Below are 25314 nucleotides of genomic sequence, written 5' to 3'. Positions count from 1 at the left end.
ACTGGTAGATAGTAGCACTGAGTAGCGCATCCGCCAGCCCCCAAACCGACATCTCCCGACGCGCCCCCAACTCACATTTCCCGGCGCGCGCCCACCCCTCATTTCCCGGCGCGCTTTTCGCCGGGACTACGAGCTGTGGAGGGCCGCCAGCAGGGTTTCCAGGATCGGGGATCTTCTGGCCTCGCTGCGCAGGACCGCGGAGACCGGGACGCGCAGGGGGCGGCCAGCCAGTCTCAGGGTGGCGATGCCCTCGGTGTGGCTGTCGGCGTAGAGGATTGTCCAGGCGTCCGGGCGGTTGATCAGTTCCATCGTGGCCGTGTGGTCCGGGGGGATCGGGGGGCCGAACGAGGGGCGGGTGGGGAGGTCGGCGTAGGCCTTGCGGACGACATTGTGGAGCAGAACCTGTTCCTGTTCCGGGGGTAGTAACAGAGGGTAATCGCCCAGTGTGGCCAGAGTCACATCATCTCGTCCTGCCAATGGATGGGCCGTGGAGGTGGCCACGACAAGGTCCTCGACCCACAGTTTTTCGACGCTCAGACCAGGCTGATCGACACTGCCTCTGATGAGAGCAAGATCACAATCGCCATCCGCGACAGCGGCGATGCGCTGCCGGAACGGCTTGATGACGAATTCGATCTCCGCACCCGGATGCGCCTCCCGGGCGCCCGCTATCGCCGACAGCGATCTTGTTGCGAAAGACATGTTCGCCGCCAAGCGAATTCGCGGCCCGGATGCCCGGACAGCTGCGCGAATGGCGGATTCCAGACTCAGCATCTGTTTCGCAAGGGGAAGTAGCCGAGTGGTAGCGTCGGTCGGCACAACCGATCTCGTGGAACGCTCGAACAGCTGCACACCAAGATCATGTTCGAGCCGGGCGATCTGATGACTGATAGCCGATTGCGATATGAAGCATCGCGTCGCGGCCCGACTGAAGCTGAGCTCCTCGCAGACCGCGACGAAGTAGGACAGCTGTCGCAGTTCCATCAAGATCTCCTATTCATGAGCGATCCAGATAAGAGTCATCTCAATTATGCGCCCTGATCCCTGGAACATCAGCACTTCGAATCGTGGTTACTAATGACAGAAGGAGGCTGTCATGAACTACGTGGACGCGGGAATCGAAACCGCTGATGTCGTCATCGTCGGATCGGGCTTCGGCGGACTCGCTGCCGCGAAGCAGTTGAACAAGTCGGGGGTCAACTACGTGCTCATCTCGAGCACGCCGGAGCACCTGTTCCAGCCGCTGCTGTATCAGGTAGCGACGGGTGTGCTCCCCGCCACAGACATCGCGCCGCCGATCGCACAGGTGTTGCGCCGGCACAAGAACGGTCAGGTGCGGCTCGGCACGGTCGTCGACATCGACGCCGACGCGGCCGTACTCACCTACGAAACCCCCACCGGCCGAAGCAAGATCCGCTACGGCTCGCTGATCGCCGCCACCGGCGCCAACCAATCCTATTTCGGCCGTGACGATTTCGCCGAGAAGACCTACTCGCTCAAGACCATCGACGACGCCAAGCGGCTGCGCGCGCAGATCGAGCGCGTCTTCGCCGAGGCGGCCGGTGCGGACGAGAAGACCCGCGAGCGGCTGCTCAGCTTCGTGGTCGTCGGCGCGGGCCCGACCGGCGTCGAGGTCGCGGGCCAGCTGAAGGAACTCGCGAAGCGGTATTACCACCAGCAGATCTCGGTGACGCTGGTCGAGGGCGCGGGCGCGGTGCTGCCGCCGTTCGGCGGAACCCTGTCGGCCTACGCGCGCGAATCGCTGACCAAGGGCGGCGTCGAGGTTCTGCTGGACACCTTCGTCACCGATATCGAGCCGGGCAAGGTGACCGTCAAGACCAAGGACGGCGTCGAGCGCGGTATCGGCGCGGAGACGGTGGTGTGGTCGGCCGGTGTGCAGGCGGGCGGCTTCGCCGAACTGCTGGCCGAGGTGACCGACTGCCCGACCGATCGGGCGGGTCGGCTGCTCATCAACCAGGACTGCACGGTCGGTGGTCACGCCGATATCTTCGCCATCGGCGATATGACCTCGCTCAACGGCTACCCCGGACAGTCGCCGACGGCCATGCAGGAGGGCCGCCACGTCGCCGACATCATCCGCGGCAAGAAGCCCGCGGGCACCCCGTTCGTCTACTGGGACAAGGGCTCGATGGCGGTGATCAGCCGGTTCAGCGCGGTTACCAAGCTCAACGACAAGATCAAGTTCACCGGAGTCATCGCCTGGGCCGCCTGGCTCGCGGTGCACCTGTTCTACCTCGTCGGCTTCCGCAACCGCTTCGCCGCCATCGCCTCCTGGCTGGTCGCCTTCATCGGCACCGGCCGCCCCGGCTTCGCCGAGGTCAACAAGAAGGCCGAGGCCACAACGGCTCTGGAACACCGACAAGCCGCGTAATTCCACAACGACAGCCCCAATCCTCCGGTGCGCTCCGCACCGGAGGATTGTCGTGTCACGGCTCGACGACCGCTTCCGCACGCGGGCTGCGCAGCGGGGCCGCCACCCGCTGCCCGAGTCGCCGCTGGACCCTCAGTTGCTGCGCACCGCAATGACATTGAGTCGCTGACCTGCACAGTAGGACTGCCGCAAGATCGAGAGAGAACTCGTGGCAATACTGCTAATCTGAAACGATCGTTGATCGGCCACGGCCTCGTATCGCCGCCGGATCGGTCGGCGAAATCGCCTGTCGTGCAGGAGGTGTAGAGGTGAACAGTGTGGTGGCCGTCCGTCGGATTCGCCGATTCCCCTGCTACCTCGTCCCATCCCTTCGTGCCCGGTTCTGACCTCGCCGAATCCTCTTCCACCGTCTGGAGTTTCGTTCGTTGACCACGCCTTCTTCGTCCGCGTCCCACACCGCCACGCTGAGCGCCTGCCCCGTCAACCACGGCTCACCCTTCGATGCCGACGGACCGCGAACCCTCATCGACACCCCGGAGTTCGCGGCCGATCCGCACGGCGCCTATGCCGAGATGCGCCGTCGGCACGGCTCGATGGCACCGATCGAGTTGTCGCCCGGCGTGCCAGCGACCCTGGTGATCGGCTATCACACGGCACTGCGAATCCTCAACGATCCCGAGCACTTTCCGGCCGATCCGCGCGCCTGGCAGCAGACGGTGCCCGAGGACTGCCCCGTGCGACCGATGATGCAGTGGTATCCCAACGCGCTGCGCAATGCCGGAGCGATCCACGCGCGCTATCGGCAGGCCTATGTCGCGGCCGTCGACGGCGTCGACCTGCATTCGCTGCACAGCACCGTCGAGAAGGTCGCGATCCCGCTGATCAGCACCTTCTGCCAGGGCGGTCGGGCGGATCTGGTGTCGCAGTACGCGTTTCCGCTCGTATTCGAGGTGCTCAACCGGATGGTCGGCTGCGACGCGGAGCTGGGCCAGCGGGTCGCCACCGGTATGGCCGCGCTGTTCGACACCGTCAACGCCGCCTGGGGTATGCAGACCCTCAGCGAGGCGCTGCTGGAACTGATCGCCATGCGCCGCGCCGAACCCGGTGACGACGTCACCTCGCGGCTGGCCCACCACCCGGCCAATCTCAGTGACGAGGAGATGCTCTATCAGCTCGTCAGCTTCTACGGCGCGGGCCTCGAACCGCAGCAGAATCTGATCACCAACACGCTACTGGTCATGCTCACCGACGATCGCTTCGCGGGCGATGTGCTCGGCGGCAGCCTGTCCACCCGGGACGCACTCGACGAGGTCCTGTTCAACGACCCGCCGATGGCGAACTTCTGCATCACCTATCCGCGCCAGCCGATTCTGATCGAGAACACCTGGTTACCGGCCAATCAGCCGGTACTCATCAGCTTCACCGCCTGCAACAACGATCCCGCCATCGCCGGCGGCGACCGCAGCGGCAATCGCTCGCATCTGTCCTGGGGCGCGGGACCGCATGCCTGCCCGGCGCGTTCGGTGGCGTATCTGGTGGTGCAGGACGCGATCGATCAGCTGCTCGATGCCCTGCCCGAATTGCGACTGGCCGCGCCGCGCGACGAATTGACCTGGCGCCCGGGTCCTTTCCACCGCGCCCTGGCCGCCCTGCCGGTCGTCTTCCCCGAGGTCCCTCCATTGAATATCACCTAAGGAGGCTGTTGGATGCAGCACGACCCGATAGTCCTGGACCCGACCGGGACCGACATCCAGGGGGAATCCGCTCGGATTCGCGAACGCGGACCGGTGACCCCGGTCGCGTTACCGGGCGGCGTACCCGCCTGGTCGGTCACCGATTTCGCGGTACTCAAGAGTCTGCTGGCCGACTCGCGCGTATCGAAGGACCCCCGGCAACACTGGGCGGCGTTCATCAACGGCGAGATCACCGAGGCGTGGCCGCTGCTGCCGTGGGTGGCCGTGGACAATATGTTCACCGCCTACGGCCCCGAACACCGCCGGTTGCGAAAGCTGGTGTCCCCGGCCTTCACTCATCGCCGCACCACCGCGCTGAAGCCCCGCATCGAGGCGATCGTCACCGAACTGCTCGACGGCCTCGCGGCCACCCCGGCGGGCGAATCGGTCGATCTGCGCGACCGCTACGCCTATCCGGTGCCGATCCGGGTGATCAGCGAAATGCTGGGTGTGCCCGACCATCTCGTCTCGGCCATGCACAAATGCGTCGACGGCTTCTTCGACGGCTCGTTCACCGCCGAACAGGCGCAGGCGAACTACGTCGAAATGTACGGCCTGGTCAGCGAATTGGTGGCCTTCCGCCGCGAGAATCCGGGCGAGGACATCACCAGCGTCCTGATCACCACCCGCGCCGAGGACGACGGATCCCGGCTCGACGAGAAGGAACTCGTCGACACGCTGATGCTGGTCATCAACGCCGGTCACGAGACCACGGTGAATCTGCTCGATCAGGCCGTCACCGCGCTGCTGACCCATCCCGATCAGCTCGCCGAGGTGCGTTCGGGCGCGGTGTCGTGGGCGGATGTGGTCGAGGAGACGCTGCGCTACCAGTCGCCCGTCGCACATCTGCCGCTGCGCTACGCGGCCGACGATATCGACGGCGAGGGTTTCCACATCCCCAAGGGCGAGGCCATTCTCGCCTCCTACGCCGGGGCCAGCCGCGATCCGAAGATCCACGGCGACACCACCGATGCGTTCGATCTGCATCGCGAGAGCCGGGATCAGCATCTGGCCTTCGGTCACGGCGCGCACCACTGTCTGGGCGCACCCCTGGCACGGCTGGAGGCGGCGATCGCGCTGCCCGCGCTGTTCGAGCGGTTCCCGAGGCTGCGGTTCGCGGTGGAACCCGCGGAGCTGGAACATATCGGCAGCTTCATCTCCAACGGTCACGCGAAACTGCCGGTGTATCTGGACTAGTCACCCGCCTCGCCGCCGAACCAGCGCGGGATCACCTCCCGGATATAGGCGCTGATGCATTCGGCGGTGGGGCCGGACAGGATCTCGCCCGCGAAGTAGACGCCGTGGCGGCCCTGGATCGCCGCCACTCGGTCGAACCAGCCGTCGCGGATCGCGGCCGCGCTCGGATAGGCGGGCCATTCGGCGATGGTCTCGGCGATCAGTTCCGGATCGTCGAACAGGTACAGATCCTGCCGGGCCAGTTCCCAGGCCCGCGCGTCGGAGATCGACAAATCGGAGTTGCTGAAGCACACCCAGTACGGCCCGGGGTGTTGTTTGTTGGCGGCGGTGATCCGATGCAGGGCCTGGTCCGGGTCGGTGTCGGTATAGCCGCCGTAGGGTTCGATCAGCCAGAAGCCCAGGGGCTCAGGAGAATCGGGGCGACGCCGGAATTCGATCAGCTCCTCGCGTACGCGCAGTAGATAACTGCGGGTCCAGGCGCGCGGGCAGTTCCGCTCGGCGAACAGCTCCCGCACCTCGCCGGTCGGGAAGATCTCGCGGATCTGGGCGGGGCGGGCGGTGATCAGCACGCGGGCGTAGACGCCGCTGCGTCGAGCACCGGCACACGTGTAGTGCACGCGGATCTCGTCGGGCCCGAGCGGTTCGATGCCGTGCACCCGGCTGTCGACGAGTACGCGCAATCGGAGATCGTCGATGATCCGGTCGAGCAGACTGATGAAACCCCGCGAGAAGGCCAGCGCGATTGGCCTGCGCGAACTCAGCTGCGCCACCAGCGAGCGCGGCATTCGATCCAGCAGTTCGTCACGCCGCGCCGGATACAGCGACAGGATCAGCTTGGCCAGCTGCGAGACGTGGCCGCAGATGTGGGCATTGGCGTTGACGACGGTTTCGGCGGGCTGGCGCGGGCGGCGCAGATTGGCGTAGAGGGTGAGGCCCTGCAGGATCTCCCCGACCAGCGGGGCGTGACGAGCCCGATAGCTCTCCCAGGTCTCCCCCGCGATCCGATCGAAGGCCAGCCCGTCCGGGGTGGGGCCGGTCCGGTCGCGCACCGCGTGTTCGATCAGGGCCCAGGCGGTGCCGAGTTGGTCGACGAGCTGTTCGGGGGTCAGCGTCGCGAACAGGGGTACGAAATGCGCCGGTACGCCCGGCTGCGGCTTACCGGATGCGGATCGAGAGACGAAATGCAGCGATTCGGGGTGGGTGGGGACGGGGTGGGCGGTGAGCAACTCGTCGATGGCGGTGCCGGTCATATCGACGCCGAAATCCTGCTGGGCGACCAGATGCGCTTGGAAATCGTAGATTTCGCCCTCGGCCTCGTAGGTCTGGCAGTAGCCGCCCAACCGCGGTCCGGCCTCGAGGATATCGATGTTCGTGAAACCGAGTCCACGCAGTGTCGCCGCCGCGAAAACACCGCTCTGACCCGCACCGACGACGCATACGGGCGCGGCGGGATCCATCGGCTCAGTATGCGCCCGAATCCCTTGGGGGACGGTGCTTTCGAGGGTCGCGCCGGGGTGGATGCGGGTGAGGCTCCGATAGTGACGGTCACAACACCGGTCGAGGTTCCGGCGAATCTCGAGCTAAGCTGATCCCGGGCATCGTTCGTCGATGCCCAGCGTCGTAGATTGCTATCACTACGCACTCAGCCGCCGGCTGTGTGGCACCGGCTTTCCTTGCGGCGATCGATATTGCCCATCGGCAATCTCGCCAACCAGTGCCCGGCCGCGAATTCTCCCGTTCGCTGTGCGACAGGTCACCCTGCCCGAAAGAACAGACTTTTCATGACTTCCTTCGCCGAACTCGGCCTGCGCGATCCGCTGGTCCGTGCCCTCGAACGCGGCGGCATCTCCGCACCGTTCCCGATCCAGTCCGACACCCTGCCCGACACCCTGGCCGGTCGCGATGTGCTCGGCCGCGGTAAGACCGGCAGCGGTAAGACGCTGGCCTTCTCCATTCCGGTGGTCTCGCGGCTGGCCGACGGCCGTCGGCAGGCCAGCCGCCCGCGCGGGCTGATCCTGGCGCCGACCCGTGAGCTCGCCACCCAGATCGCGGCCGTCCTCGAGCCGCTCACCGCGGTGTACTCGATGCGGGTGGCCACCATCTTCGGCGGTGTGTCCCAGCATCGTCAGGTCAAGGCGCTGCAGGCCGGTGTCGATATCGTCGTGGCCTGCCCGGGCCGCCTCGAGGATCTGATGCGCCAGCGGCTGATCACCCTCGACGCGGTCGAGATCACCGTGATCGATGAGGCCGACCATATGGCCGATCTCGGCTTCCTGCCCGTGGTGACCCGCATCCTGGCCGCGACCCCGGCCGGCGGGCAGCGATTGCTGTTCTCCGCGACACTGGACAACGGGGTCGACAAACTCGCCAAGCGCTTCCTGCCGAATGCGGTCAAACATTCGGTCGACGAGGCCCATTCGCCCGTCGCCGCGATGACCCATCACGTCTTCGAGGTCGCCGGACCGACGGTCAAGACCGATCTGGTGCACAAGCTGGCCTCGGGTACGGGGCGGCGAATCCTGTTCACCCGCACCAAACATCAGGCCCGCAGGCTCGCCAAGCAGCTGACCACCGCCGGAATTCCCGCGGTCGATCTGCACGGCAATCTCGCGCAGGGCGCGCGCGATCGCAACCTCGCCATCTTCGCCTCCGGCGAGGCCCGGGTGCTGGTCGCCACCGATGTCGCCGCCCGCGGTGTGCACGTCGACGGCGTCGAACTCGTGGTGCACGTGGATCCGCCCGCCGAGCACAAGTCGTATCTGCACCGGTCCGGCCGCACCGCGCGTGCGGGCAGCGCCGGTGATGTGGTCACCATCGTGCTGCCCGATCAGCGCAGGGATATGGCTGCGCTGATGCGCAAGGCCGCGATCACGGTGCGCCCGCAGCAGGTCACCCCGGAGTCGGGACCGGTCGTCGAACTGGTCGGCGAAATCGCGCCGCGGGTCGTGGCCGCGCCGAAACCGAAGGTGGACAAGCCCGTTCGGGCCGAGGGTCGCGCACGTGGCGGGGCGGGCAAGAAGACCCGCACCGGCGGCGATCCGGCCGGACCGGGCCGCCGTACCCGCGGTTCGGCCAACAGCGGTGCGCCGCAAGCTCATTCGGGCAAACACGCCGAGGGCAGCGGCACTCGGCGCCAGCGCAGCGCGACCGGCGGTGCGAAGACCGGCGCGAACCGCGGCACGGGCCGGGGCGCGGCCGCTCCGGCGGGCAGCACCGGCGGCGTGGCCGGATTCTCCCGCGCCGGAGGCGGTTCGCGGCGACGCGGCCGCTGATCCTCACAGCTTGGCGAGCACCTTCTGCACCGTGAGCCAGGTGCGGGTGGTGACATTGTCCTTGCCGTAGACCTTCTCCAACCACGCCATGTGGTTGGGGGTGGTCGGGGTCATATTGTCGATGACGGCGAGTACGGCGCGGGCCTGCTCGTCGTAACCGGCTATGCGGACCGCGGATTCGAGTTCGGCGGGCAGCGGACCCGGGTCACCTTGCGGCGCACCGTCTTTGACGAAGGTGACGGTGAGATAGGTGCCGCGCCCGTGGGTCAGGTCCGGGAACGGATCGGTGTCGACCAGCGCCCGCAACTGTTCGCGGCTGCGGATGATGGTGCCGCCCGCGATACCCAGTTCGGCCCGCAAAGCCTGCTGAATTCTCGATTCCAGTGCGGGAATATCGGTTTCGTCGCTGGCGAACAGGATGTTGCCGCTGGTGAGCAGCGAGCTCACCCCGTCGAAGCCCAGACCGGAGAACACCGCCCGCAACTTCTCGTTGCGCATATTCGGATTGCTCGGCATGATCCCGCGCAACCAGGCGGCATATCTAGTCATGCGCGGCGACGCCGTTTTTCTTGCGCTCGATATCGGCCAGCGCGGCCAGATGCCGGGCCCGCTCCTCGGCCGCGGCGTCCCAGGACTCCTTGCGGTTCTTCACGACCTTGGCGGGCGCGCCGACGGCGATGCTGAAATCGGGGACCTCACCCTTGACCACCGCGTGCGCGCCGAGCACACAGCCGCGGCCGACCCGGGTGCCGCGCAGCACGGTCACCTTCGCCGCGATCCAGGTGTCGGGGCCGATGCGGACCGGACTCTTCACAATGCCCTGATCCTTGATCGGCAGGGTGATGTCGTCCATCCTGTGGTCGAAGTCGCAGATGTAGCACCAGTCGGCCACCAGCGTGGACTCGCCGATCTCGATGTCGAGGTAGGTGTTGACGACATTGTCCTTGCCGAACACCACCTTGTCGCCGATGCGCAGCGAACCCTCGTGACAGCGAATGGCATTGCCGTCGCCGATGTGCACCCAGCGCCCGATCTCCATCCGGCCCAGCTCCGGCGTCGCGTGCACCTCCACCCGACGGCCCAGAAAGACCATGCCCCGCAGCACGATATGCGGATTGGCCAGCCGGAACTTGAACAGGCGGTAGTACCGCACGAGATACCACGGCGTGTAGGCCCGATTGGCGAGCACCCAGCGCAGGGAGGCCACCGTCAGAAAGCGCGCCTGTTCCGGATCTCGGCGGCGCGACCCGCGCCAACGCGAGCGCAGCGGCGCGCCCCACATGCTCGTCACGAAACTGCTCCTCAGCGGTGTATCGGTCGTTGACGTACCAGGGTACTTTCGGGGCGATCCGGCTGCGCCGGGGGCCGCCACCGTGAGGCGGCCGACCGCACCGGCGGCCAACGGTTTAGTCTCGTGCAGGCCCGTACCAGCAGAGGGGAGCACCGTGCACGACCTTAGTGGGGTGACCGGGAACCGGACGTCGATGCGGCGCGCGCCCATTCGGGCGGCGGCGGCGATCGGCGCTGTCGGGCTATTGCTCCTCACCGGGTGCGGCGGTACCAAGGCCGACGATATCGCGGTCGGGCCCGGTAAGGGCTGGCCGTCGGCGTTCCACGACGCGCGAAACAGCGGTACCAGTCCGGTCACCGGATCGCGGCATCTCACGCCCGCCTGGTCACGGCCGCTCGGCGGGCCGACCGCGGTGCCGACCACGATCGGGCCGGACGGGCAGCTGTTCCTCACCACGCGCACCGAGGTCGACTGCGTGGGCAGGCCCGGGACCACCGGGATGATCTTCTCCTTCCAGATGGCGACCGGGCGCAAGCGGTTCTGTAATGCCTTGGGGCCCGCGGCGATCGGCTCGCCGACGGCAGTGGACGGGCTGACCAATGTGTATCTCGGTGACGATGTCGGCGGGGTGGGCTCGTTCAACGCGCTCGGGCAGCCGCGCTGGCGCACACCGGTCGCGGGGGTGCCGGTGTCGATTCAGTTCACCGAGGACAGCAATGTGCTGTCGGTGACGCAGTTCGGTCAGGTCGATGTGCTGAGCCGCCAGACCGGTGACCGGGTGGTATCGACCTTCCAGATCCTGGGCGAACCGGACTTTCTGAAGCAGCCCGATCTGCCCCGACCGCCCAATGGGCTGGGAATCGGCGAATGCGCGTCCGGGGCGCCGCAGTGCCCGGTGGCGAATGTGTCGGCGATCGACAAGGATTCGGGCCGTTTCTATGTCACCGCGTGGCGGCCCGGTGCGCCGGTGGCGGCGTTGGTGGCGTTGCGCTACGACGGTAAGGAGATCCGGCGGGAGTGGAGCGTGGATCTGCTCACCGACGGCAGCGCGACCAGTCCGACGCTGTCCGACGATCGCAAGACGGTCTACGTCGGCGACAACAGCGGGCGGCTGCTGGCCGTGGACGCCAACGACGGGCATACGAAATGGACTCAGCCCCTGGGGTTTTCGCCGCGCGGTGCGGTTTCGGTGCGCAACGGGCTGTTGATTCCCGGCGGTGACGACGGGCATCTGCTGGCGCTGCGCGATGCGAGTGATCGGGCCGAGATCGTCTGGGAGCGTAAGGATCTGCAGTTACGCGGGCGGCCCGTGCAGACCTCGGGTGATACGGGATATGTGGTGTCGCCGATCGGTGACGCGCTGAATCTGGTGACCTTCGAGACGACCAGCGGCAAGACCGTGGCGTCGAATGTGCTCGAGGGGGCGCAGGGCACAACCTCCGGGCTGGCCGTGGGGCCGAAGGGGGAGGTCGTGGTGACCACTCGGATCGGTGAGTTGTTCGCGTTCGAGCCGGAGAAGTAGTCAGTTCGTCGGCAGGGCGTCGACATTGTCGGCGATGCGGCGCAAGAGGGCGATCAGGGTTTCGTAATCGTCCGGGGTGAGACCCTCGATGATGGCTTCGCGCTGTGTGCCGATACGGGCGAACAGGGCGTCGTGGGCGGGGTGACCGGCCGGGGTCAGGGCGTAGACGTCGTTGTCGAATGCGACCCAGCCCTTGGTGATCAGTGGTTCCAGGTAGGGGACGACGGTCGGATCGGATTCGTCGAGGAACGGGGCGACCGCGCGATCGAGTTCGGGGAGCGTGCGTGGGCCGGTGACGGCGAGGGTGTGCAGTAGCTGCCACGAGCGGCGGACGATGCCTTCCGTGCCGAGCAGGGTGGTGAAGTTCTGCTCGATGCCGCGATCAATGTGTTTGAGCCAGTAGCCGAGTGGCTTCGGGGTGGACATTGCCATCTCCAGATGTATGCGTTTTTACAACTACTTGCAATCTAACATGTATTTGTAAGATGGCAACCGTGAACAAGGACGAGGAGGCGATCGCCGCGATCGAGCGGGCAATGGTGGCCATCCGCCGCAGCCAAACCCGCCGAGCCCTGAACCGCCTGGGCGCCAAGGGAATAGACGTCGCGATCGATCCCACCCTCTTCGGCGTCCTCGACGCGGTGGAGGCCCACCAGGAAACAGCCACGATCACCGACATAGCCCACGCCCTCAACATCGACCAGCCCCGAGCCAGCCGCCTGGTAGCCCGAGCCGTCTCCGAGGGCTTCCTGCGCCGCGAGGCCGACCAATCCGACGCCCGCCGAGTCCTCCTCCGCCTCACCCCCAAGGCCCGAACCACCCTCACCCGAGCCCACACCACCCGCCAAGCCATCTTCGCCCGAACCACAGCCCACTGGCCCCCCACCGACCGATCCGAATTCGCCCGCCTACTAACCCAATTCGTAACAGACTTCCAACAAAACCTGGAGTAACCCCGGCGGCTCCGCCGCCGGGGAAAGAGAGACCCAGCTCCGGCCGGGACATGAGAGTAGCTCCCGCCAGCAAAAGAGAGACCCAGCTCCGCCGGGAACGAGAATGGCTCCCGCGGACAGCCCCACCCAGCGGCAGACCTCACTCCCAGCGGGCAACTCTCACTCCGAGCAAGCGGCCCTTCACTCCCGAACGAGCGGCCCCACCCATTCCTCAGCGGGCAGCCCGACCCCAGCGGCAGACCTGACTCCTAGCGGGCAGTTCCCACTCCGAGCAAGCGGCCCTTCACTCCCGAACGAGCGGGCCCACTTATTCCCCGGCGGCGGAGCCGCCGGGGGTTGGGGTTTCGCAGACGAAAACTGTTGGGGAGGTGCCTATTCGGGTTATGACTAGGGTGTGGGGGATTGTGCCTCGGGGTTTGAGCCGGGTGCGGAGGTGGTCTGGGTTTATGTCTACGCCTCGGGTGAGGATTTCGAGGGGGCCGCAGTTGCGGTGGTGGAGTTCGGTTCGGAGGGGTTTTTCCTTGTAGGGGAGGTGGGTGAGGATTCGGAAGCCTCGGGTGGCCGGGGGGACCTGGTTGCCGGTCAGGTAGGCGATGCGGGGATCCAGTTGCCAGAGGCCGTGTTCGGCGGCGTAGTGGCGGACCAGGCCCGCGCGGACCACCGCGCCGTCGGGGTCGATGATCCAGTCGCCGGGGGCGCGGGTGGGGATGTCGTCGGGGGCGGCGTCGGTGAGGGTCCAGGGGGCGCGGGTGGTCGACAGGACGGTCGCTCGGCGGGTGACGCCGGGGGCCGCCAGGCCGGGGGACCAGAGGCAGGCCTCGCGGACCGAACCGTCCAGGGATACGACCTCGACTTCGCCGTCGGGGGCGAAGGTGTCGAAATCCAGTCCGGGAGCACACTTCACGACCAGATCGCGGCCGCGGTAGGCGTCGAGCAGATCCGGTAGCGGCGGTTGGAGTTTGGCGGGATCGTGGGTGCGGCGGCCGTCCGCGCGCCGGGCCGGATCGGCGATCACCACGGTGCCGGTACTGCACGACGCCAGCGCATCCGCCTTGGCCAGCAGGATATTTCGCGCCGAAGCAAGATTGTGCGCGGCCATCGCCAAACGCACCTCGTCCAGATCGCTGCCCAGCACACTCGGGCAAACCCGTTGCAGCTCAGCCAGTTCCGCCCCGATCGAACAGGTGATGTCGTGCACCGCCCGCCCCGCCAGCCGCTCCGCGCGATGCCGGGCCACGGCCGAGGGCGTCGCCTGCTGGAGAGCGTCGTCGGTGAACAACCACTCCCCCGCACCGTCGAGCTTCACCCCGGCCCGCCGCCGCAACCGCACGGTCTCCACGAGGACGGCCGCCCGCTCGCCGAACTCGCGCCGCACCCGCTCGAGATCGCGCACCAGCGAGGCCGGTGTCAACTCCAGCCCCGCCACCTCGGCGAGCGCGGCCCGGCCGGACGCACCGGCCAGATAGTCGACATCCGCGCGCGAAAAGCGCACTACTTCGCGGAAGGTTTCGGCTTCACACCGGTGATCATGGCGTTGTAGAAGAACTGCCGCGGCACCACATGCTTGAGCACGTTCTCGTCCAGCCAGCTCAACCCGAGCCAGGCCCGGTACTGCGCGAGGCGATAACCCCAGGTGAGCTTCTCCGCGGGCACGGCCGCCTCGAACGTGCGCACCGGCCAGCCCCACAGCGCCGCGGCGAATTCCTCGGTCTCGGCATGCACATCCACCGCACCAGCCGACCGGGCGATCGCCTCGAGATCGGACGGATCGAAGGTGTGCAGATCGACCACGGCCTCGAGCGCCGCCGCCCGCGACGACTCGTCGAGCTCCTCCTGCGAACGCCGCCACCCGCGCAGGAACGGCAGCTTGGTGATCTCGGTGGTCGCCTTCCAGGTGACCTGTCCCAGCCTGCGGGCATAGATATTGCCGATGGTCGTCGGCTCACCCGCGAAGACGAACCGCCCACCGGGCTTCAGCACCCGCAGGCATTCCTTCAGCGCCAACTCCACATCCGGAATGTGGTGCAGCACCGCATGCCCCACGACCAGATCGAAGGTGTCGTCGTCATAGGGAATGGTCTCCGCGTCGGCGACCCGCCCGTCGACCTCGAGGCCCAGATGTTCGGCATTGCGCAGCGCGACCTTCACCATGCCGGGCGACAGATCCGTGACGGAACCACGCTTCGCCACCCCGGCCTGCATCAGGTTCAGCAGGAAGAAGCCGGTGCCACAGCCCAGCTCGAGGGCACGCTCGTAGGGCAGCGAGGCGTTCGGGGCGACGGCGTCGAAGCGGCCCCGGGCGTAGGCGATGCAGCGCTCGTCGTAGGAGATCGACCACTTGTCGTCGTAGGTCTCCGCTTCCCAGTCGTGATACAGGACCTGGGCGAGCTTGTTGTCGCTATACGCGGCCTGGACCTCCGCCTCGGTGGCGTGCGGGTTCGGCGCGGGGTCGTCAGGACGTGCGGTCATGGTCGAAAAGCGTACTCGAGCGTCCAAGACCGCCCGCTCAGCGGCCCACGAATTCGGCGGCCCCCGGACCGTCGGCGAGATAGGAACGTGTTCCTATGCTGCGATCTTCGGTTTCGAACAGCGCGGCCCACTCCGCGCGGGCCCGCTCGCTGCCGTGCCCGCCCGCGGCGAAGACCCGCTTGGCGGCGGCCAGCGCGCGGGCCGGACCGCCGACGAACTGCCGGGCCCAGCGCAGCGCGGCGGTGTAGACGTCGTCGGGCGCGACCACCTCGTCCACCAAACCCAGCGCCGCGGCCTCCTTCGGATCGACGAAGCGTCCACTGAACACCAGATCCTTGGCGGCCGCCTCGCCGATCAGCAGACTCAGCCGATGAATCCCGGCCAGCGGAATCAGACCCATCCGAATCTGCGGCAGCCCGAGTTTCACGTTGTCGCCGATGATGCGCCGATCCGCGCCCAGCGCCAGCTCGAGCCCCGAACCCAGGGCATAGCCGCTGATCGCCGCGACCGTCGGCTGGGAGATCAGCGACAGACCCCGCAGCGCCGACTGCAGCCCGTCGGCCACCGCCTCCGCCTGCTGCGGCGTCCAGCGATCCAGTTCGGCCACCTCGTCACCCGCGCTGAACACCCGCTCGTCGCCGTAGACGATCACCGCGGCGATCCCGTGGTCGCACCCGATCCGCTCGGCCGCCTCGGCCAGCTCCCGCGCCACCTGCAGATCGATCAGATTCATCGGCGGCCGCGCGAAGCGCAGCACGGCGATCCCCGCCTCTGGACGGTCCACGGTCACGAATTCGGCCACGACGCAGGAGCCTACAGGTGCACGATCCGTCTCATTCCGGAGCGGTTTCGGCCGGTCGTCGCGAACCGCGCAGCCGTGAACCGTCGGGCAGCTCGGCGAAATAGCGGTCGTGGTACGGAAATCCCAGCCGCGGCTGTGCGTCCTCGTCGCCGACGACCGGCATGATCGGCTCGATCACCTGCTCGGCCGCGAGAATCGCCGCGGTGGACGGGAATTCGGCCAGTGCGATCAGTTGCGACCAGGTGGGCGGGAGCAGGATGTCCAGGCCGTCGCGCCAGCGGTCCAGGGCCTGGGCCGGGGTGCACCAGCGCACCTCGTGCGCCTCGGAGGTGGCCCCGTCGGCGCGCTGGCCCGGCGGGAGCACGGCGACGAAGAAGCGCGTGTCATAGCGGCGCGACTCCACCACGGGGGTGATCCAATTCGCCCAGGGCCGTAGCAGATCCGCGCGCAGCACCAGATTCTCGCGTTCCAGGAACCGGCCCAGGGACAGGTCGCGACGCTCGAGCGCCTCGCGGGCGCTGCGATAGGCGGCGGTATCGGAGACGACGCTGTCGGCGGTCGGCCCGGCCAGCAGCACCCCGCATTCCTCGAAGGTTTCGCGCACCGCGGCACACACCAGCGCCTGCGCCCGCGCGGCATCGATCCCGAACCGCTGTCCCCACCACGCCGGATCCGGTCCGGCCCAGCCGATTTCGGCCTGCGCGTCGGTGGCGTCCACGCCGCCGCCGGGGAATACGGTCATCCCGGCCGCGAACGCCATCGCCTTGACCCGCCGCTGCAGGAACACCTCGGGCCCCTGCTCACCGTCGCGCACCAACATGACGGTGGACGCGTCCTTGGGTGCAATGCCACGAGAGTCGGTCACAGGTCCTACCTCAGGTGCGTGGACGAGTTCTGGGCGTTCCCGGGAGTTACCCATGTTCTCGCGAAATCAGTCGTTACCCCTCGCACCCTAACGGGTGCTTGGTGAGAGGGGCTAACTCCGCTTGTGCCGATGCCGACCCAAGCGCTGAGACCGCCGGGCGAAGTAGCGGCCGTCGATGCGGTCCAAGGCGATGGACTGGCGGAACGCCTCGCTGAGATTCTCGGCGGTGAGGACGTCCGACAGCAGGCCCTGGGCGACGACGCTGCCCTCGTTGAGCAGCAGGGCATGGGTGAAGCCGGGGGGAATCTCCTCCACGTGATGGGTGACCAGGACGGTCGCGGGCGCGTCGGGATCCGAGGCCAGATCGCCGAGCTTCTCGACCAATTCCTCGCGGCCACCCAGATCCAGGCCCGCGGCCGGTTCGTCGAGCAGCAACAGTTCCGGATCGGTCATCAACGCGCGGGCGATGAGCACCCGCTTGCGTTCACCCTCCGACAGCGTGCCGTAGGCGCGATCGGAAAGATGTTCCGCGCCCAGACTTTCCAACATATCGATCGCGCGATCGGTATCGATATCGTCGTAATCCTCGCGCCAGCGGCCCATGACCGCATACCCGGCCGACACCACCAGATCGCTGACCTTCTCGTCCAGCGGGACGCGACTGGCCACCGCCGCGGAGGACATGCCGATGCGCGGGCGTAGTTCGGTGATATCGGTGCGACCCAGCGTCTCGCCGAGCAGATTCGCCGCGCCGGAGGTCGGATGCATATCGGCCGCCGCCATCCGCAGCAGCGTGGTCTTACCGGCGCCGTTGGGGCCCAGGACGACCCAGCGTTCGTCCAATTCCACCTGCCAGGTGACCGGACCCACCAGGGTGTGGCCCGAGCGCCGGACAGTCACGTCGTTGAAGTCGATGAGCAGATCGGGATCGGGTTGCGGCACGGGCTCCATCTTGTCCCACGCCCGCGAACCGTTGCCAATGTGGTCGGTTTGCACGATACGTGTCATAGCCTGCCGCGGCGCTGTCCGGGCGTGAATTCGTCGTCGCGATGGTGTGATTCGTCACGCTCCTCGGACTGCGGCGAGCGAAACATCCGCGCGAGCAGCAGCGCCACCGGTATCGAGCACACGATCCACGCGCCGAGCACTATCCACAGTGTCGTCATCTCCGTGCCTCTCCGGAAAATCGTGCACACGAGTCTCCCGCACCCGAGCCGTCTCGTCGACCGTCCGGCGCAGGTGCGTCACCACCGGTCGGGCGCGGTGGCGATCACCGTCATCGAGCCGGGCGCCACCTCGGTGAAACCCGCATCGCGCACCGCGGTCGCCGAGCCGCGCCGAACCCGATCGCACAGACTCGACCACTGCTCCGGCTCGGCGTCACGGACCGCGCACCGGTAACCGCGCAGCGACCACGCGTACACCTGTCGCACCGGCAACGCGCCGGCCAACAGCATGCTGGCATGCCCGACCTGCGCGGCCGCCTTGCCCACAGTCATACCCAATTCCGCGTTCACCCACAGCACCGGAATGTCGGAATCGGTCGGCCCGGGCGCGTCGTGCTCGAGTTCGGTGCCGCCGATCTGGAGTTTGCGGATACGCGAGTCGATGTCGCCAACTGCACCGGGAACGAGTGCTCGCGCCTGCGCGCCATCGTGTTCGACGGTCACACCGTCGATCTCACCGGCCGCCAGCCACTGTGCACCCCGGGCGCGCCGCGCAACCTTGCGAATGCGAGATCGCTTCCAGGTCAGATAGCGCTGTTCCCATTCCCCCTCCTCGCCCACCCTTGGATCCAGGCACAACGCCACCACCGCGGTGGCGGCCGCGGCCAGCAGCGAACTGCGCCGGGGCGGTTCGTCTTTGGGAATGTGCAACACCATCTGCATGGCCTGCACCAGCGCCGGATCCTCCGGATCGCCGCCACCGCCGTAGCCGTGCGCCAATTCCGCATGGCGGGCAACGAATCCCGCGTCCAGCTCGGTTACCGCCTCCGGAGTCACGCCGACCAGCCTAACGTTACGTCCGCGAACGACCCGCTACCGCCGACCGGGACGAAGGCTAGCGGCGGTAGATCTCGGCGTAGGCATTGGTGGCCACCGCGACGACGCCGGGGCCCATCCCCGTACAACCCGCGGTGATCTGCTGCCCGTTCGGGGTGAACGGATAGCTCTTGGACACATACGGTCCGATGGCGTACAGCGGGAACGGTCCCGAGGCGTAGAGGCCGAGGCAGTCGACGTGTAGTACGTACTCCACGCCATCGTCGGCCGGACAGGTGGCCGAGGCGCCGGTCAGGTCGCGCTGCACCGCGCAGTCCTGCGGCGCCGCCGCGGCGGTGCCGACCCCGAGGGTCGCCATGGCCGCCATACCCGTGACACCGAGAGCCGCCGCCTGGGCCGCCGCGATCATTGCCTTCTTCATTCCGCAGACCCTATGCGGTCCTTACCCCCGAACAGAAGTAATCGGCTGCCGCCAAATCCTTGGGCTCGGGTGTCACTGACCGACATCGATGGTGACAGAGAAGGTCTGGTACGGCGGTACGCCCTGCTCCCACGGCCGCGAGTAATCCATGGCCAGTTTCGTGCTGCCGGGCGCGAGGGCGGTGAAGGTCCAGATCGAGGTGCCGCCCACGCCCACCTTGTTGTCCGGATTGGGATCGGGACGGAAATCCGGATCGTCCTTCTGCTTGACGATCGTCTGATCGAGTTCGCGCAGCTGCCACAGGGCTCCGGTGGTCGGGTTGCCCGCCAGCGAAACCCTCACCTCCTGGCCCACTTTCAGCGTGACCCGCGTGCCATCGGCCTTGGCGTCGAGATTCACCGTGGACGACGCCGGGGTGGTCGGCGCGGCGGCGCTGGTGGTGGTAGCGGGATCGGTTTTCGAATCATTGGAACTACAGCCCACCAGGGCCAGGCCGAGCAGGGCGATCACCAGCAGTGGAGCACGCATCGCAGTCCTCCCGATCGTGGGTGAATGCAGCTCAGCGTACCCGGATGACCCTCAGTTCAACGGAACCCGACGCATCAGTCCGTCGCGGGCGTCGGCTGCCTCGACTTCTTCGCGGGTCACGCCCAAAATGAACAGGATCGCGTCCAGATAGGGGTGCGACAGCGCGGCATCGGCGATCTCGCGCAGCGCGGGTTTGGCGTTGAAGGCGATGCCCAGGCCCGCGGCGTTGAGCATATCGATATCGTTGGCGCCGTCGCCCACCGCGACCGTCTGCTCCATCGGCACCCCGGCCTCGGCGGCGAAACGCCGCAGCGCCACGGCCTTCCCGGGCCGGTCCACGATCTCGCCGATCACCTTGCCGGTCAGTTTGCCGCCGACCACCTCGAGCGTATTGGCCTGCACGAAGTCCAGTTCCAGCTCGTGCGCCAGCGGTTCGATCACCTGCCGGAAACCGCCGGAGACCACACCGCAGCGGAAACCCAAGCGGCGCAGGGTGCGAATGGTCGTGCGCGCGCCCGCGGTCAATTCGATGGTCTCGGCCACCTCGTCGATCACCGACTCGTCGAGTCCGGCCAGCGTCGCCACGCGCTGGCGCAGCGATTCGGCGAAATCGAGTTCACCGCGCATGGCCGCCTCGGTGACCGCGCGCACCTCGGCCTCGACCCCGGCGTGCGCGGCCAGCATCTCGATGACCTCGCCCTGGATGAGGGTGGAGTCGACGTCGAAGACGATCAGCCGCTTGGCCCGCCGCGCCAGACCCGCGCGCTCCACGGCGATATCGACATTCGCCTTGGCGGCGACCTCGGCCAGCGTCGTGCGCAGGCGAGTCTCGGCGGCGTCGGTGGCCGGAGCGGTCACCATGAGTTCCAGACCGGTCACCGGATAGTCGGCGATACCGCGGATCGAGTCGATGTTCACCGTCTGCTCGGCCAGTTTGCGCGCGATGGTGCTGAACGCCTTCGCGGTCACCGGACTGCCCAGCACCACCACCGCGTGGGTGGAAAGCCGCGCCCCGGCAACCGAATTCGCGCCGATCTCCACATCGACCTGCATGCCGACCGTGGCCATCGCATCCTCGAGCTGATCCTGCAGACCCTCGGGATCCTCGGGGCAGGTGACCAGCACGCCCAGGGTGAGCCGCCCGCGGATCACGACCTGTTCGACATCGAGCAGGCTCACGCCGTTGCGCGACAACGCCGCCAGCAGGACCGACGTCACGCCCGGCTTGTCGGGACCGGTGACCGTGATCAGCACCGTCGTCTCGGACGCGCCCAAAGTTCGAACTCCATCTGTCCGGGGGATGTGAGGCCCCAATTATCTCGAGGGGTCGTCAAACCGAACGCGGCGGCCGTCTCGAGAGACGGCCGCCGCGCCGGAGAGATCTACTTGCTAGCTCGAAACCTTCTCGAGCTCGCTCACATGGTGGGACTTACCGCCCCAGCCGACGTGGGCCTCGGCCCGCATCCGCTCGACCATATGCGGATAGTGCAGCTCGAACGCGGGACGCTCGGACCGGATGCGCGGCAGCTCGTAGAAGTTGTGCCGCGGCGGCGGGCAGGTGGTCGCCCACTCCAGCGAGTTGCCGTAACCCCACGGATCGTCCACCGTCACGACCTCGCCGTAGCGGTAGCTCTTGAAGACGTTCCAGATGAACGGCAGCGTCGAGGCGCCGAGGATGAAGGCGCCGATCGTGGAGATGGTGTTCAGCAGGGTGAACCCGTCGGTGGGCAGGTAGTCGGCGTAGCGCCGCGGCATACCCTCCGCGCCCAGCCAGTGCTGCACCAGGAAGGTGGTGTGGAAGCCGATCATGGTCGCCCAGAAGTGCCACTTGCCCAGGCGCTCGTCCATCATGCGACCGGTCATCTTCGGGAACCAGAAGTAGATGCCCGCGTAGGTGGCGAACACGATGGTGCCGAAGAGTACGTAGTGGAAGTGCGCGACCACGAAGTAGGTGTCGGACACGTGGAAGTCCAGCGGCGGGCTGGCCAGAATGACGCCCGACAGACCACCGAAGAGGAAGGTCACGATGAAGCCGACCGAGAACAGCATCGGCGATTCGAATGTCAGCTGACCTCGCCACATGGTGCCGATCCAGTTGAAGAACTTCACGCCGGTGGGCACCGCGATCAGGAAGGTCATGAACGAGAAGTACGGCAGCAGCACCGCGCCCGTGGCGTACATGTGGTGCGCCCACACCGCGATCGACAGCGCCGCGATGCCCAGGGTCGCGTAGACCAGGGTGGTGTAACCGAAGATCGGCTTACGGCTGAAGACCGGGAAGATCTCCGAGACGATGCCGAAGAACGGCAGCGCGATGATGTACACCTCGGGATGGCCGAAGTACCAGAACAGGTGCTGGTACAGGATCGCGCCGCCGGTGGCCGGATCGTAGATGTGCCCGCCCAGATGCCGGTCGTAGGCCAGCGCCATCAGCGCGGCGGTCAGCAGCGGGAAGGCCAGCAGCACGAGCACGCTGGTGACGGCGATGTTCCAAGTGAAGATCGGCATCCGGAACAGCGTCATACCCGGGCAGCGCAGGCAGACCACGGTGGTGAGCATATTGACGCCACCGAGGATGGTGCCCAGACCGGAGACGGCCAGACCCATGATCCACAGGTCCGCGCCCACGCCCGGGGAGTGCACGATATCCGACAGCGGGGTGTAGGCGGTCCAGCCGAAGTCCGCGGCGCCGCCGGGGGTGATGAAGCCCGCGGTCGCCATGGTCGCGCCGAACAGGTACAGCCAGTAGCTGAAGGCGTTCAGGCGCGGGAAGGCGACGTCGGGGGCGCCGATCTGCAGCGGCAGCACGATATTGGCGAAGCCGAACACGATCGCGGTCGCGTAGAACAGCAGCATGATCGTGCCGTGCATGGTGAACAGCTGGTTGAACTGCTCGGGCGAGAGGAACTGCAGGCCCGGGCGCGCGAGCTCGGCGCGCATCAACAGGGCCATGACGCCACCGATGAGGAAGAACGACATCGCCGTCACCAGGTACATCACGCCGAGGACCTTCGGGTCGGTCGTGGTGACGGCCTTGTAGATGAACGAACCCTTCGGACCCAGCCGCGGTGGATACGGCCGGCTCGCTTCCAACTTGCGGACTGGCTGGGGCTCTACAGCAGTCACTGATCCTCCTGAAGGTGTGCCTTCTGGTCGTTGTCGTACGCACGGCTTCCCGTGTCCGGGTTCGGCGCACGGCGAACGACGGGTGGCTTGCGCTACGACAGATCGTAATCGGTGCTGCCGCAAGCACCACGCCCGGTCCTACTCTGTGTCGTAATTGGGTGTCACCCGGCCGCTGTGTACCCTCTCCCGCATGCCGGTGATCGAGTCCGACCCCACCCGCAACATCCCAGCTGACAACCACGGCCGCATGCGGCGGCTACGGGTCGGCGGGCTCGCGCTGGCGGCGTTGGTGACACTACTCACCGCGTGTGCGAACGGGTCCGACGACGAGGCCAATATCGTTCGCACCACGACGAATATCGCCGGAGCCGCGGTCGTGGGCATCGAGCGCGACACCCGCACGGCCTGTTCGCTGCCGACCGCGCCGGATCAGCCCGCGGGCACCCATCCGGTCGCGGGAGCCCAGGTCCCCGCCGATCCGCAGCGCATCGTCGTCCTCGACACGACCGCACTGGACGCGGTCTGCGCGGTCGGCCTGTGGGAGCGGGTCGTCGGCGCGGCGACCCTCGACGGGCCCGTGCCGCAGCCGTCCTATCTGGGCACCGGAGTGCTGAAGATTCCCAGCGTCGGCGGGATCGGCCGTCCCGATCCGGCGAAAATCGCCGCGCTGCAGCCGGATCTGATCCTGGGCGCCACCGCGTCCGACGCCGACGCGCTGCGCGCCATCGCCCCGACCGTTCTGGTCGGCGCCGCCCCCTGGCAGGCGCAGTTCACCGCCCTGGCCGACGGTATGGATCGCGCCGGGGCCGCGGAGAGGATCCTCGGCGACTACCGCACCACCGCCCGCGAAACCGGCTCTGCGATCGCCGCGAGCTTCTCCCAGGCGTCGGTGATCCGCTTCTCCCCCAACGATATTCAGGTCCTCGGCGATGACAGCTTCGCCGGTCAGGTGCTCGCCGATACCGGCGTACAGCGCCCGGGCGCACAGCGGGGGCACACCTTCCCGGTGTCGGGCGTGGGCAGCGAGGCCGATCGGGATCGGGTCGAGGGCGATGTCCTGTATGTGATGTTCGACGGGCCCGACGGTAAGAGTTACGGCCAGGGCGTCATGAAGAGTAAGGACTGGAAGAGGCTCGGCGCGGTATCGGATCGCCGCGAATTCGCCGTCGACGACGCCATCTGGCACGGTTCGGGTGTCACCGCGGCGCGCGCGATGCTCGACGATCTGCGCGGCACGCTCAACGGATTCGTCACGGACTGACGACCGGCATCTCGCTGGCTATCCTCGACCCGCTACTCTGGACACGTGCGGCGGTGGGGCTCGCCGCTTCCGGATATCGGAACAACCGTGGCGCTCGCGCCGCCAACAGTCCCTACCCGAGGCAGTTTCGGCTGCCGTCAATCGAGTAGGAGACGCATGTGACGACCGAGCTGTCCCAGGAACCGATCGATGCGGATCTGGATCCCAATCCCTCACGGTCCCAGCGGGAATCGCGACGCGACCGGACCGCGCTGCTCGCCACGATCGCCGTCGGCGGCAGCCTCGGCGCACTGGCCCGCTATGGACTGGCCGAACTGTGGCCGACCCCGCCCGAGGGTTTCCCCTGGGCAACCTTCACCACCAATGTGTCCGGCTGCTTTCTCATCGGCGTGCTGATGGTGTTGATCACCGACGTCTGGATCGCGCACCGGCTGCTGCGGCCGTTCCTGGGCGTCGGCGTGCTCGGCGGTTTCACCACCTTCTCCACCTATACGAACGAGACGCGAAATCTGTTGCAGCCCGACACGATCGGACTCGCCTTCGCATATCTGTCCGGGACGCTGGTCGCCGCGCTGCTGGTCACGCTGGTGGCGGTGCGGCTCACGCGCGAGGCCTACGAGGGCATGCGCCGTCGCGCGTGCCGGAGGCGGGCCGCATGACCGTACTGCTCGTCGTCCTCGGCGCCGCCGTCGGGGCTCCGCTGCGCTATCTGCTCGATCGGGCCGTGCAGAACCGGCAGGACAGCGTCTTCCCGTGGGGCACGCTGCTGGTGAATGTCACCGGCTGCCTGATCCTCGGCGCGCTGACCGGCGCGGCCGCCTCCACCTCCGTATTCGCCCTCGCCGGAACGGGTTTCTGCGGTGCGCTCACCACCTACAGCACCTTCGGGTACGAGACGATCCGCCTGACCGAGGAGCGCAACTATCTCTACGCCGCCCTGAACGTCGCGATCAGCGTGATCGCCGGTCTCGGCGCGACCCTGCTGGCCTTCACCACCGTCCGCGACCTGCTCGGCTGAGTTCTCATCCGCGCTCACGTCCCGGCCGCGGGCGCAACGCGTAGGCCGGAACGAGCTGATCGGTGAGCTGCAACGGCACCCGTCCGTCGGCATAGGGAATGGAGAAGTTCACCCTCCCCATCCAATCCCCGGCGAGCGTGGGCACCCAGTGCGTCAATGTCCCCGGCCGCTCACCCGTCATATCCAGCCCCGCACCGTTGACATGCCGCGGCATTCCAGGATCCCGCACGAGGATGGCATCCAGCCGAACCCACACCGGCTTCGGCGGATGCACCAGCGCCCGGTAGTAGTAACCGGTCCGGCTCGGATACTGCAGCTCCGGTGCGGTGCCTTCGGTCCGAGGAACCTCACCATCCTCACTCGAACACATATTCGAATACTAGCGACTGCTACATGACATGTCTTCGGTGGGCAGGCCCCTGGACTTTTCCGGTCCGCACATCCCCGCAGCGGCGCATCCG

Annotated in this window: 26 protein-coding genes; 9 read left to right on the top strand and 17 right to left on the bottom strand. The window is 67.3% G+C overall.

All coding sequences use genetic code 11. The features are described 5' to 3' along the window. Positions 1-126: 126 nt before the first annotated feature. The gene (locus NP4_RS02980; protein WP_067991341.1) at positions 127-984 is read right to left on the bottom strand and encodes a LysR family transcriptional regulator; all 858 of its coding nucleotides are present in this window, start codon (positions 982-984) and stop codon (positions 127-129) included. Between the two features lie 112 nt (positions 985-1096). On the opposite strand from NP4_RS02980, the gene NP4_RS02975 reads away from it, so the two are divergent. From NP4_RS02975 to NP4_RS02965, 3 genes are all read left to right on the top strand, one after another. Then, positions 1097-2392 (top strand): NAD(P)/FAD-dependent oxidoreductase, encoded by a 1296-nt coding sequence (locus tag NP4_RS02975; RefSeq protein WP_067991338.1) that lies wholly within the window; start codon positions 1097-1099, stop codon positions 2390-2392. Positions 2393-2817: 425 nt separating this feature from the next. Beyond that, positions 2818-4086 carry a cytochrome P450 gene (locus NP4_RS02970; protein WP_114755454.1) on the top strand — a complete coding sequence of 423 codons (1269 nt, stop codon included), beginning with the start codon at positions 2818-2820 and terminating at the stop codon, positions 4084-4086. A gap of 12 nt (positions 4087-4098) precedes the next feature. Then, positions 4099-5322, top strand: coding sequence for a cytochrome P450 family protein (locus NP4_RS02965; protein WP_067991336.1), 1224 nt, complete (start codon positions 4099-4101; stop codon positions 5320-5322). Here NP4_RS02965 and NP4_RS02960 read toward each other — a convergent pair. Beyond that, positions 5319-6779, bottom strand: a complete 1461-nt coding sequence (locus NP4_RS02960) for an NAD(P)/FAD-dependent oxidoreductase (RefSeq protein ID WP_067991334.1) — start codon at positions 6777-6779, stop codon at positions 5319-5321. The genes NP4_RS02965 and NP4_RS02960 overlap by 4 nt on opposite strands. 324 nt (positions 6780-7103) lie before the next feature. Here NP4_RS02960 and NP4_RS02955 point away from each other — a divergent pair, with 324 nt between their 5' ends. Next, positions 7104-8594, top strand: a complete 1491-nt coding sequence (locus tag NP4_RS02955) for a DEAD/DEAH box helicase (RefSeq protein ID WP_067991332.1) — start codon at positions 7104-7106, stop codon at positions 8592-8594. A gap of 3 nt (positions 8595-8597) precedes the next feature. Here NP4_RS02955 and NP4_RS02950 read toward each other — a convergent pair whose 3' ends face one another. Then, positions 8598-9143 (bottom strand): DUF1697 domain-containing protein, encoded by a 546-nt coding sequence (locus NP4_RS02950; protein WP_067991328.1) that lies wholly within the window; start codon positions 9141-9143, stop codon positions 8598-8600. Further along, complete coding sequence (locus NP4_RS02945) at positions 9136-9876, bottom strand: acyltransferase (protein WP_067991326.1); 741 nt, start codon at positions 9874-9876, stop codon at positions 9136-9138. The genes NP4_RS02950 and NP4_RS02945 overlap by 8 nt, the downstream gene beginning before the upstream one ends. A gap of 181 nt (positions 9877-10057) precedes the next feature. On the opposite strand from NP4_RS02945, the gene NP4_RS02940 reads away from it, so the two are divergent. Further along, a complete protein-coding gene (locus tag NP4_RS02940) occupies positions 10058-11407 on the top strand; it encodes an outer membrane protein assembly factor BamB family protein (RefSeq protein ID WP_245996943.1) in 1350 nt (449 codons plus the stop codon). On the opposite strand, the gene NP4_RS02935 is transcribed toward NP4_RS02940, so the two are convergent. Next, positions 11408-11833 (bottom strand): MarR family winged helix-turn-helix transcriptional regulator, encoded by a 426-nt coding sequence (locus NP4_RS02935; protein WP_067991320.1) that lies wholly within the window; start codon positions 11831-11833, stop codon positions 11408-11410. Positions 11834-11901: 68 nt separating this feature from the next. Here NP4_RS02935 and NP4_RS02930 point away from each other — a divergent pair, with 68 nt between their 5' ends. Further along, positions 11902-12360 carry a MarR family winged helix-turn-helix transcriptional regulator gene (locus NP4_RS02930; protein WP_245996941.1) on the top strand — a complete coding sequence of 153 codons (459 nt, stop codon included), beginning with the start codon at positions 11902-11904 and terminating at the stop codon, positions 12358-12360. A gap of 307 nt (positions 12361-12667) precedes the next feature. Here NP4_RS02930 and NP4_RS02925 read toward each other — a convergent pair whose 3' ends face one another. The 11 genes from NP4_RS02925 to ctaD all read right to left on the bottom strand — a co-directional run bounded on the left by NP4_RS02925 (position 12668) and on the right by ctaD (position 22574). Further along, positions 12668-13852, bottom strand: coding sequence for a THUMP-like domain-containing protein (locus NP4_RS02925; RefSeq protein ID WP_067991314.1), 1185 nt, complete (start codon positions 13850-13852; stop codon positions 12668-12670). Further along, a complete protein-coding gene (locus NP4_RS02920; RefSeq protein ID WP_067991311.1) occupies positions 13852-14829 on the bottom strand; it encodes a class I SAM-dependent methyltransferase in 978 nt (325 codons plus the stop codon). The genes NP4_RS02925 and NP4_RS02920 overlap by 1 nt, the downstream gene beginning before the upstream one ends. Positions 14830-14866: 37 nt before the next feature. Further along, complete coding sequence (locus NP4_RS02915; RefSeq protein WP_067991308.1) at positions 14867-15631, bottom strand: enoyl-CoA hydratase-related protein; 765 nt, start codon at positions 15629-15631, stop codon at positions 14867-14869. 31 nt (positions 15632-15662) lie between these two features. Continuing rightward, positions 15663-16550: an NUDIX hydrolase gene (locus tag NP4_RS02910; protein ID WP_082875464.1), complete on the bottom strand. Its 888-nt coding sequence runs from the start codon at positions 16548-16550 to the stop codon at positions 15663-15665. A 57-nt stretch (positions 16551-16607) separates the two neighbouring features. Further along, positions 16608-17447, bottom strand: a complete 840-nt coding sequence (locus tag NP4_RS02905) for an ABC transporter ATP-binding protein (RefSeq protein WP_067992047.1) — start codon at positions 17445-17447, stop codon at positions 16608-16610. A 53-nt stretch (positions 17448-17500) separates the two neighbouring features. Further along, positions 17501-17662: a hypothetical protein gene (locus NP4_RS40595; RefSeq protein WP_156524875.1), complete on the bottom strand. Its 162-nt coding sequence runs from the start codon at positions 17660-17662 to the stop codon at positions 17501-17503. Between the two features lie 78 nt (positions 17663-17740). Beyond that, positions 17741-18499 (bottom strand): peptidyl-tRNA hydrolase, encoded by a 759-nt coding sequence (locus tag NP4_RS02900; RefSeq protein ID WP_245996939.1) that lies wholly within the window; start codon positions 18497-18499, stop codon positions 17741-17743. A gap of 58 nt (positions 18500-18557) precedes the next feature. Then, positions 18558-18920 (bottom strand): hypothetical protein, encoded by a 363-nt coding sequence (locus tag NP4_RS02895; protein ID WP_067991300.1) that lies wholly within the window; start codon positions 18918-18920, stop codon positions 18558-18560. Between the two features lie 72 nt (positions 18921-18992). Continuing rightward, entirely contained in the window at positions 18993-19448 is a 456-nt protein-coding gene (locus NP4_RS02890; RefSeq protein ID WP_067991296.1) for a protease inhibitor I42 family protein, read from the bottom strand. 51 nt (positions 19449-19499) lie between these two features. Beyond that, complete coding sequence (gene serB / locus NP4_RS02885) at positions 19500-20723, bottom strand: phosphoserine phosphatase SerB (protein WP_067991292.1); 1224 nt, start codon at positions 20721-20723, stop codon at positions 19500-19502. A 114-nt stretch (positions 20724-20837) separates the two neighbouring features. Then, positions 20838-22574 carry an aa3-type cytochrome oxidase subunit I gene (gene ctaD, locus NP4_RS02880; protein ID WP_062514118.1) on the bottom strand — a complete coding sequence of 579 codons (1737 nt, stop codon included), beginning with the start codon at positions 22572-22574 and terminating at the stop codon, positions 20838-20840. A 190-nt stretch (positions 22575-22764) separates the two neighbouring features. Between ctaD and NP4_RS02875 the strand changes: the two genes are divergently transcribed. From NP4_RS02875 to crcB (NP4_RS02865), 3 genes are all read left to right on the top strand, one after another. Next, positions 22765-23835, top strand: coding sequence for an ABC transporter substrate-binding protein (locus NP4_RS02875; RefSeq protein WP_082875505.1), 1071 nt, complete (start codon positions 22765-22767; stop codon positions 23833-23835). Positions 23836-23993: 158 nt separating this feature from the next. After that, positions 23994-24494 (top strand): fluoride efflux transporter CrcB, encoded by a 501-nt coding sequence (gene crcB / locus NP4_RS02870; protein ID WP_245996936.1) that lies wholly within the window; start codon positions 23994-23996, stop codon positions 24492-24494. Continuing rightward, complete coding sequence (gene crcB / locus NP4_RS02865) at positions 24491-24853, top strand: fluoride efflux transporter CrcB (RefSeq protein WP_067992036.1); 363 nt, start codon at positions 24491-24493, stop codon at positions 24851-24853. The genes crcB (NP4_RS02870) and crcB (NP4_RS02865) overlap by 4 nt, the downstream gene beginning before the upstream one ends. A 4-nt stretch (positions 24854-24857) precedes the next feature. Here crcB (NP4_RS02865) and NP4_RS02860 read toward each other — a convergent pair whose 3' ends face one another. Beyond that, entirely contained in the window at positions 24858-25223 is a 366-nt protein-coding gene (locus NP4_RS02860; protein WP_067991289.1) for a hypothetical protein, read from the bottom strand. Positions 25224-25314: the final 91 nt, after the last annotated feature.

The organism is Nocardia pseudobrasiliensis NBRC 108224 (assembly GCF_001613105.1).
Lineage (GTDB): Bacteria > Actinomycetota > Actinomycetes > Mycobacteriales > Mycobacteriaceae > Nocardia > Nocardia pseudobrasiliensis.
The sequence above is the reverse complement of the archived record's forward strand: the minus strand, read 5'-3'. Positions and strand labels throughout refer to the sequence as shown.

Bases quoted from the DNA above. Each gene is read 5' to 3' on its own strand.
- NP4_RS40595 (WP_156524875.1), bottom strand. From the start codon at position 17,662: ATGACGACACTGTGGATAGTGCTCGGCGCGTGGATCGTGTGCTCGATA.
- NP4_RS02935 (WP_067991320.1), bottom strand. From the start codon at position 11,833: ATGTCCACCCCGAAGCCACTCGGCTACTGGCTCAAACACATTGATCGC.
- NP4_RS02945 (WP_067991326.1), bottom strand. From the start codon at position 9,876: ATGTGGGGCGCGCCGCTGCGCTCGCGTTGGCGCGGGTCGCGCCGCCGA.
- NP4_RS02920 (WP_067991311.1), bottom strand. From the start codon at position 14,829: ATGACCGCACGTCCTGACGACCCCGCGCCGAACCCGCACGCCACCGAG.
- NP4_RS02905 (WP_067992047.1), bottom strand. From the start codon at position 17,447: ATGGAGCCCGTGCCGCAACCCGATCCCGATCTGCTCATCGACTTCAAC.
- NP4_RS02875 (WP_082875505.1), top strand. From the start codon at position 22,765: ATGCCGGTGATCGAGTCCGACCCCACCCGCAACATCCCAGCTGACAAC.
- NP4_RS02860 (WP_067991289.1), bottom strand. From the start codon at position 25,223: ATGTGTTCGAGTGAGGATGGTGAGGTTCCTCGGACCGAAGGCACCGCA.
- NP4_RS02950 (WP_067991328.1), bottom strand. From the start codon at position 9,143: ATGACTAGATATGCCGCCTGGTTGCGCGGGATCATGCCGAGCAATCCG.
- NP4_RS02955 (WP_067991332.1), top strand. From the start codon at position 7,104: ATGACTTCCTTCGCCGAACTCGGCCTGCGCGATCCGCTGGTCCGTGCC.
- NP4_RS02965 (WP_067991336.1), top strand. From the start codon at position 4,099: ATGCAGCACGACCCGATAGTCCTGGACCCGACCGGGACCGACATCCAG.
- NP4_RS02890 (WP_067991296.1), bottom strand. From the start codon at position 19,448: ATGCGTGCTCCACTGCTGGTGATCGCCCTGCTCGGCCTGGCCCTGGTG.
- NP4_RS02895 (WP_067991300.1), bottom strand. From the start codon at position 18,920: ATGAAGAAGGCAATGATCGCGGCGGCCCAGGCGGCGGCTCTCGGTGTC.
- NP4_RS02980 (WP_067991341.1), bottom strand. From the start codon at position 984: ATGGAACTGCGACAGCTGTCCTACTTCGTCGCGGTCTGCGAGGAGCTC.
- NP4_RS02910 (WP_082875464.1), bottom strand. From the start codon at position 16,550: ATGGGTAACTCCCGGGAACGCCCAGAACTCGTCCACGCACCTGAGGTA.
- NP4_RS02960 (WP_067991334.1), bottom strand. From the start codon at position 6,779: ATGGATCCCGCCGCGCCCGTATGCGTCGTCGGTGCGGGTCAGAGCGGT.
- NP4_RS02975 (WP_067991338.1), top strand. From the start codon at position 1,097: ATGAACTACGTGGACGCGGGAATCGAAACCGCTGATGTCGTCATCGTC.
- crcB (WP_067992036.1), top strand. From the start codon at position 24,491: ATGACCGTACTGCTCGTCGTCCTCGGCGCCGCCGTCGGGGCTCCGCTG.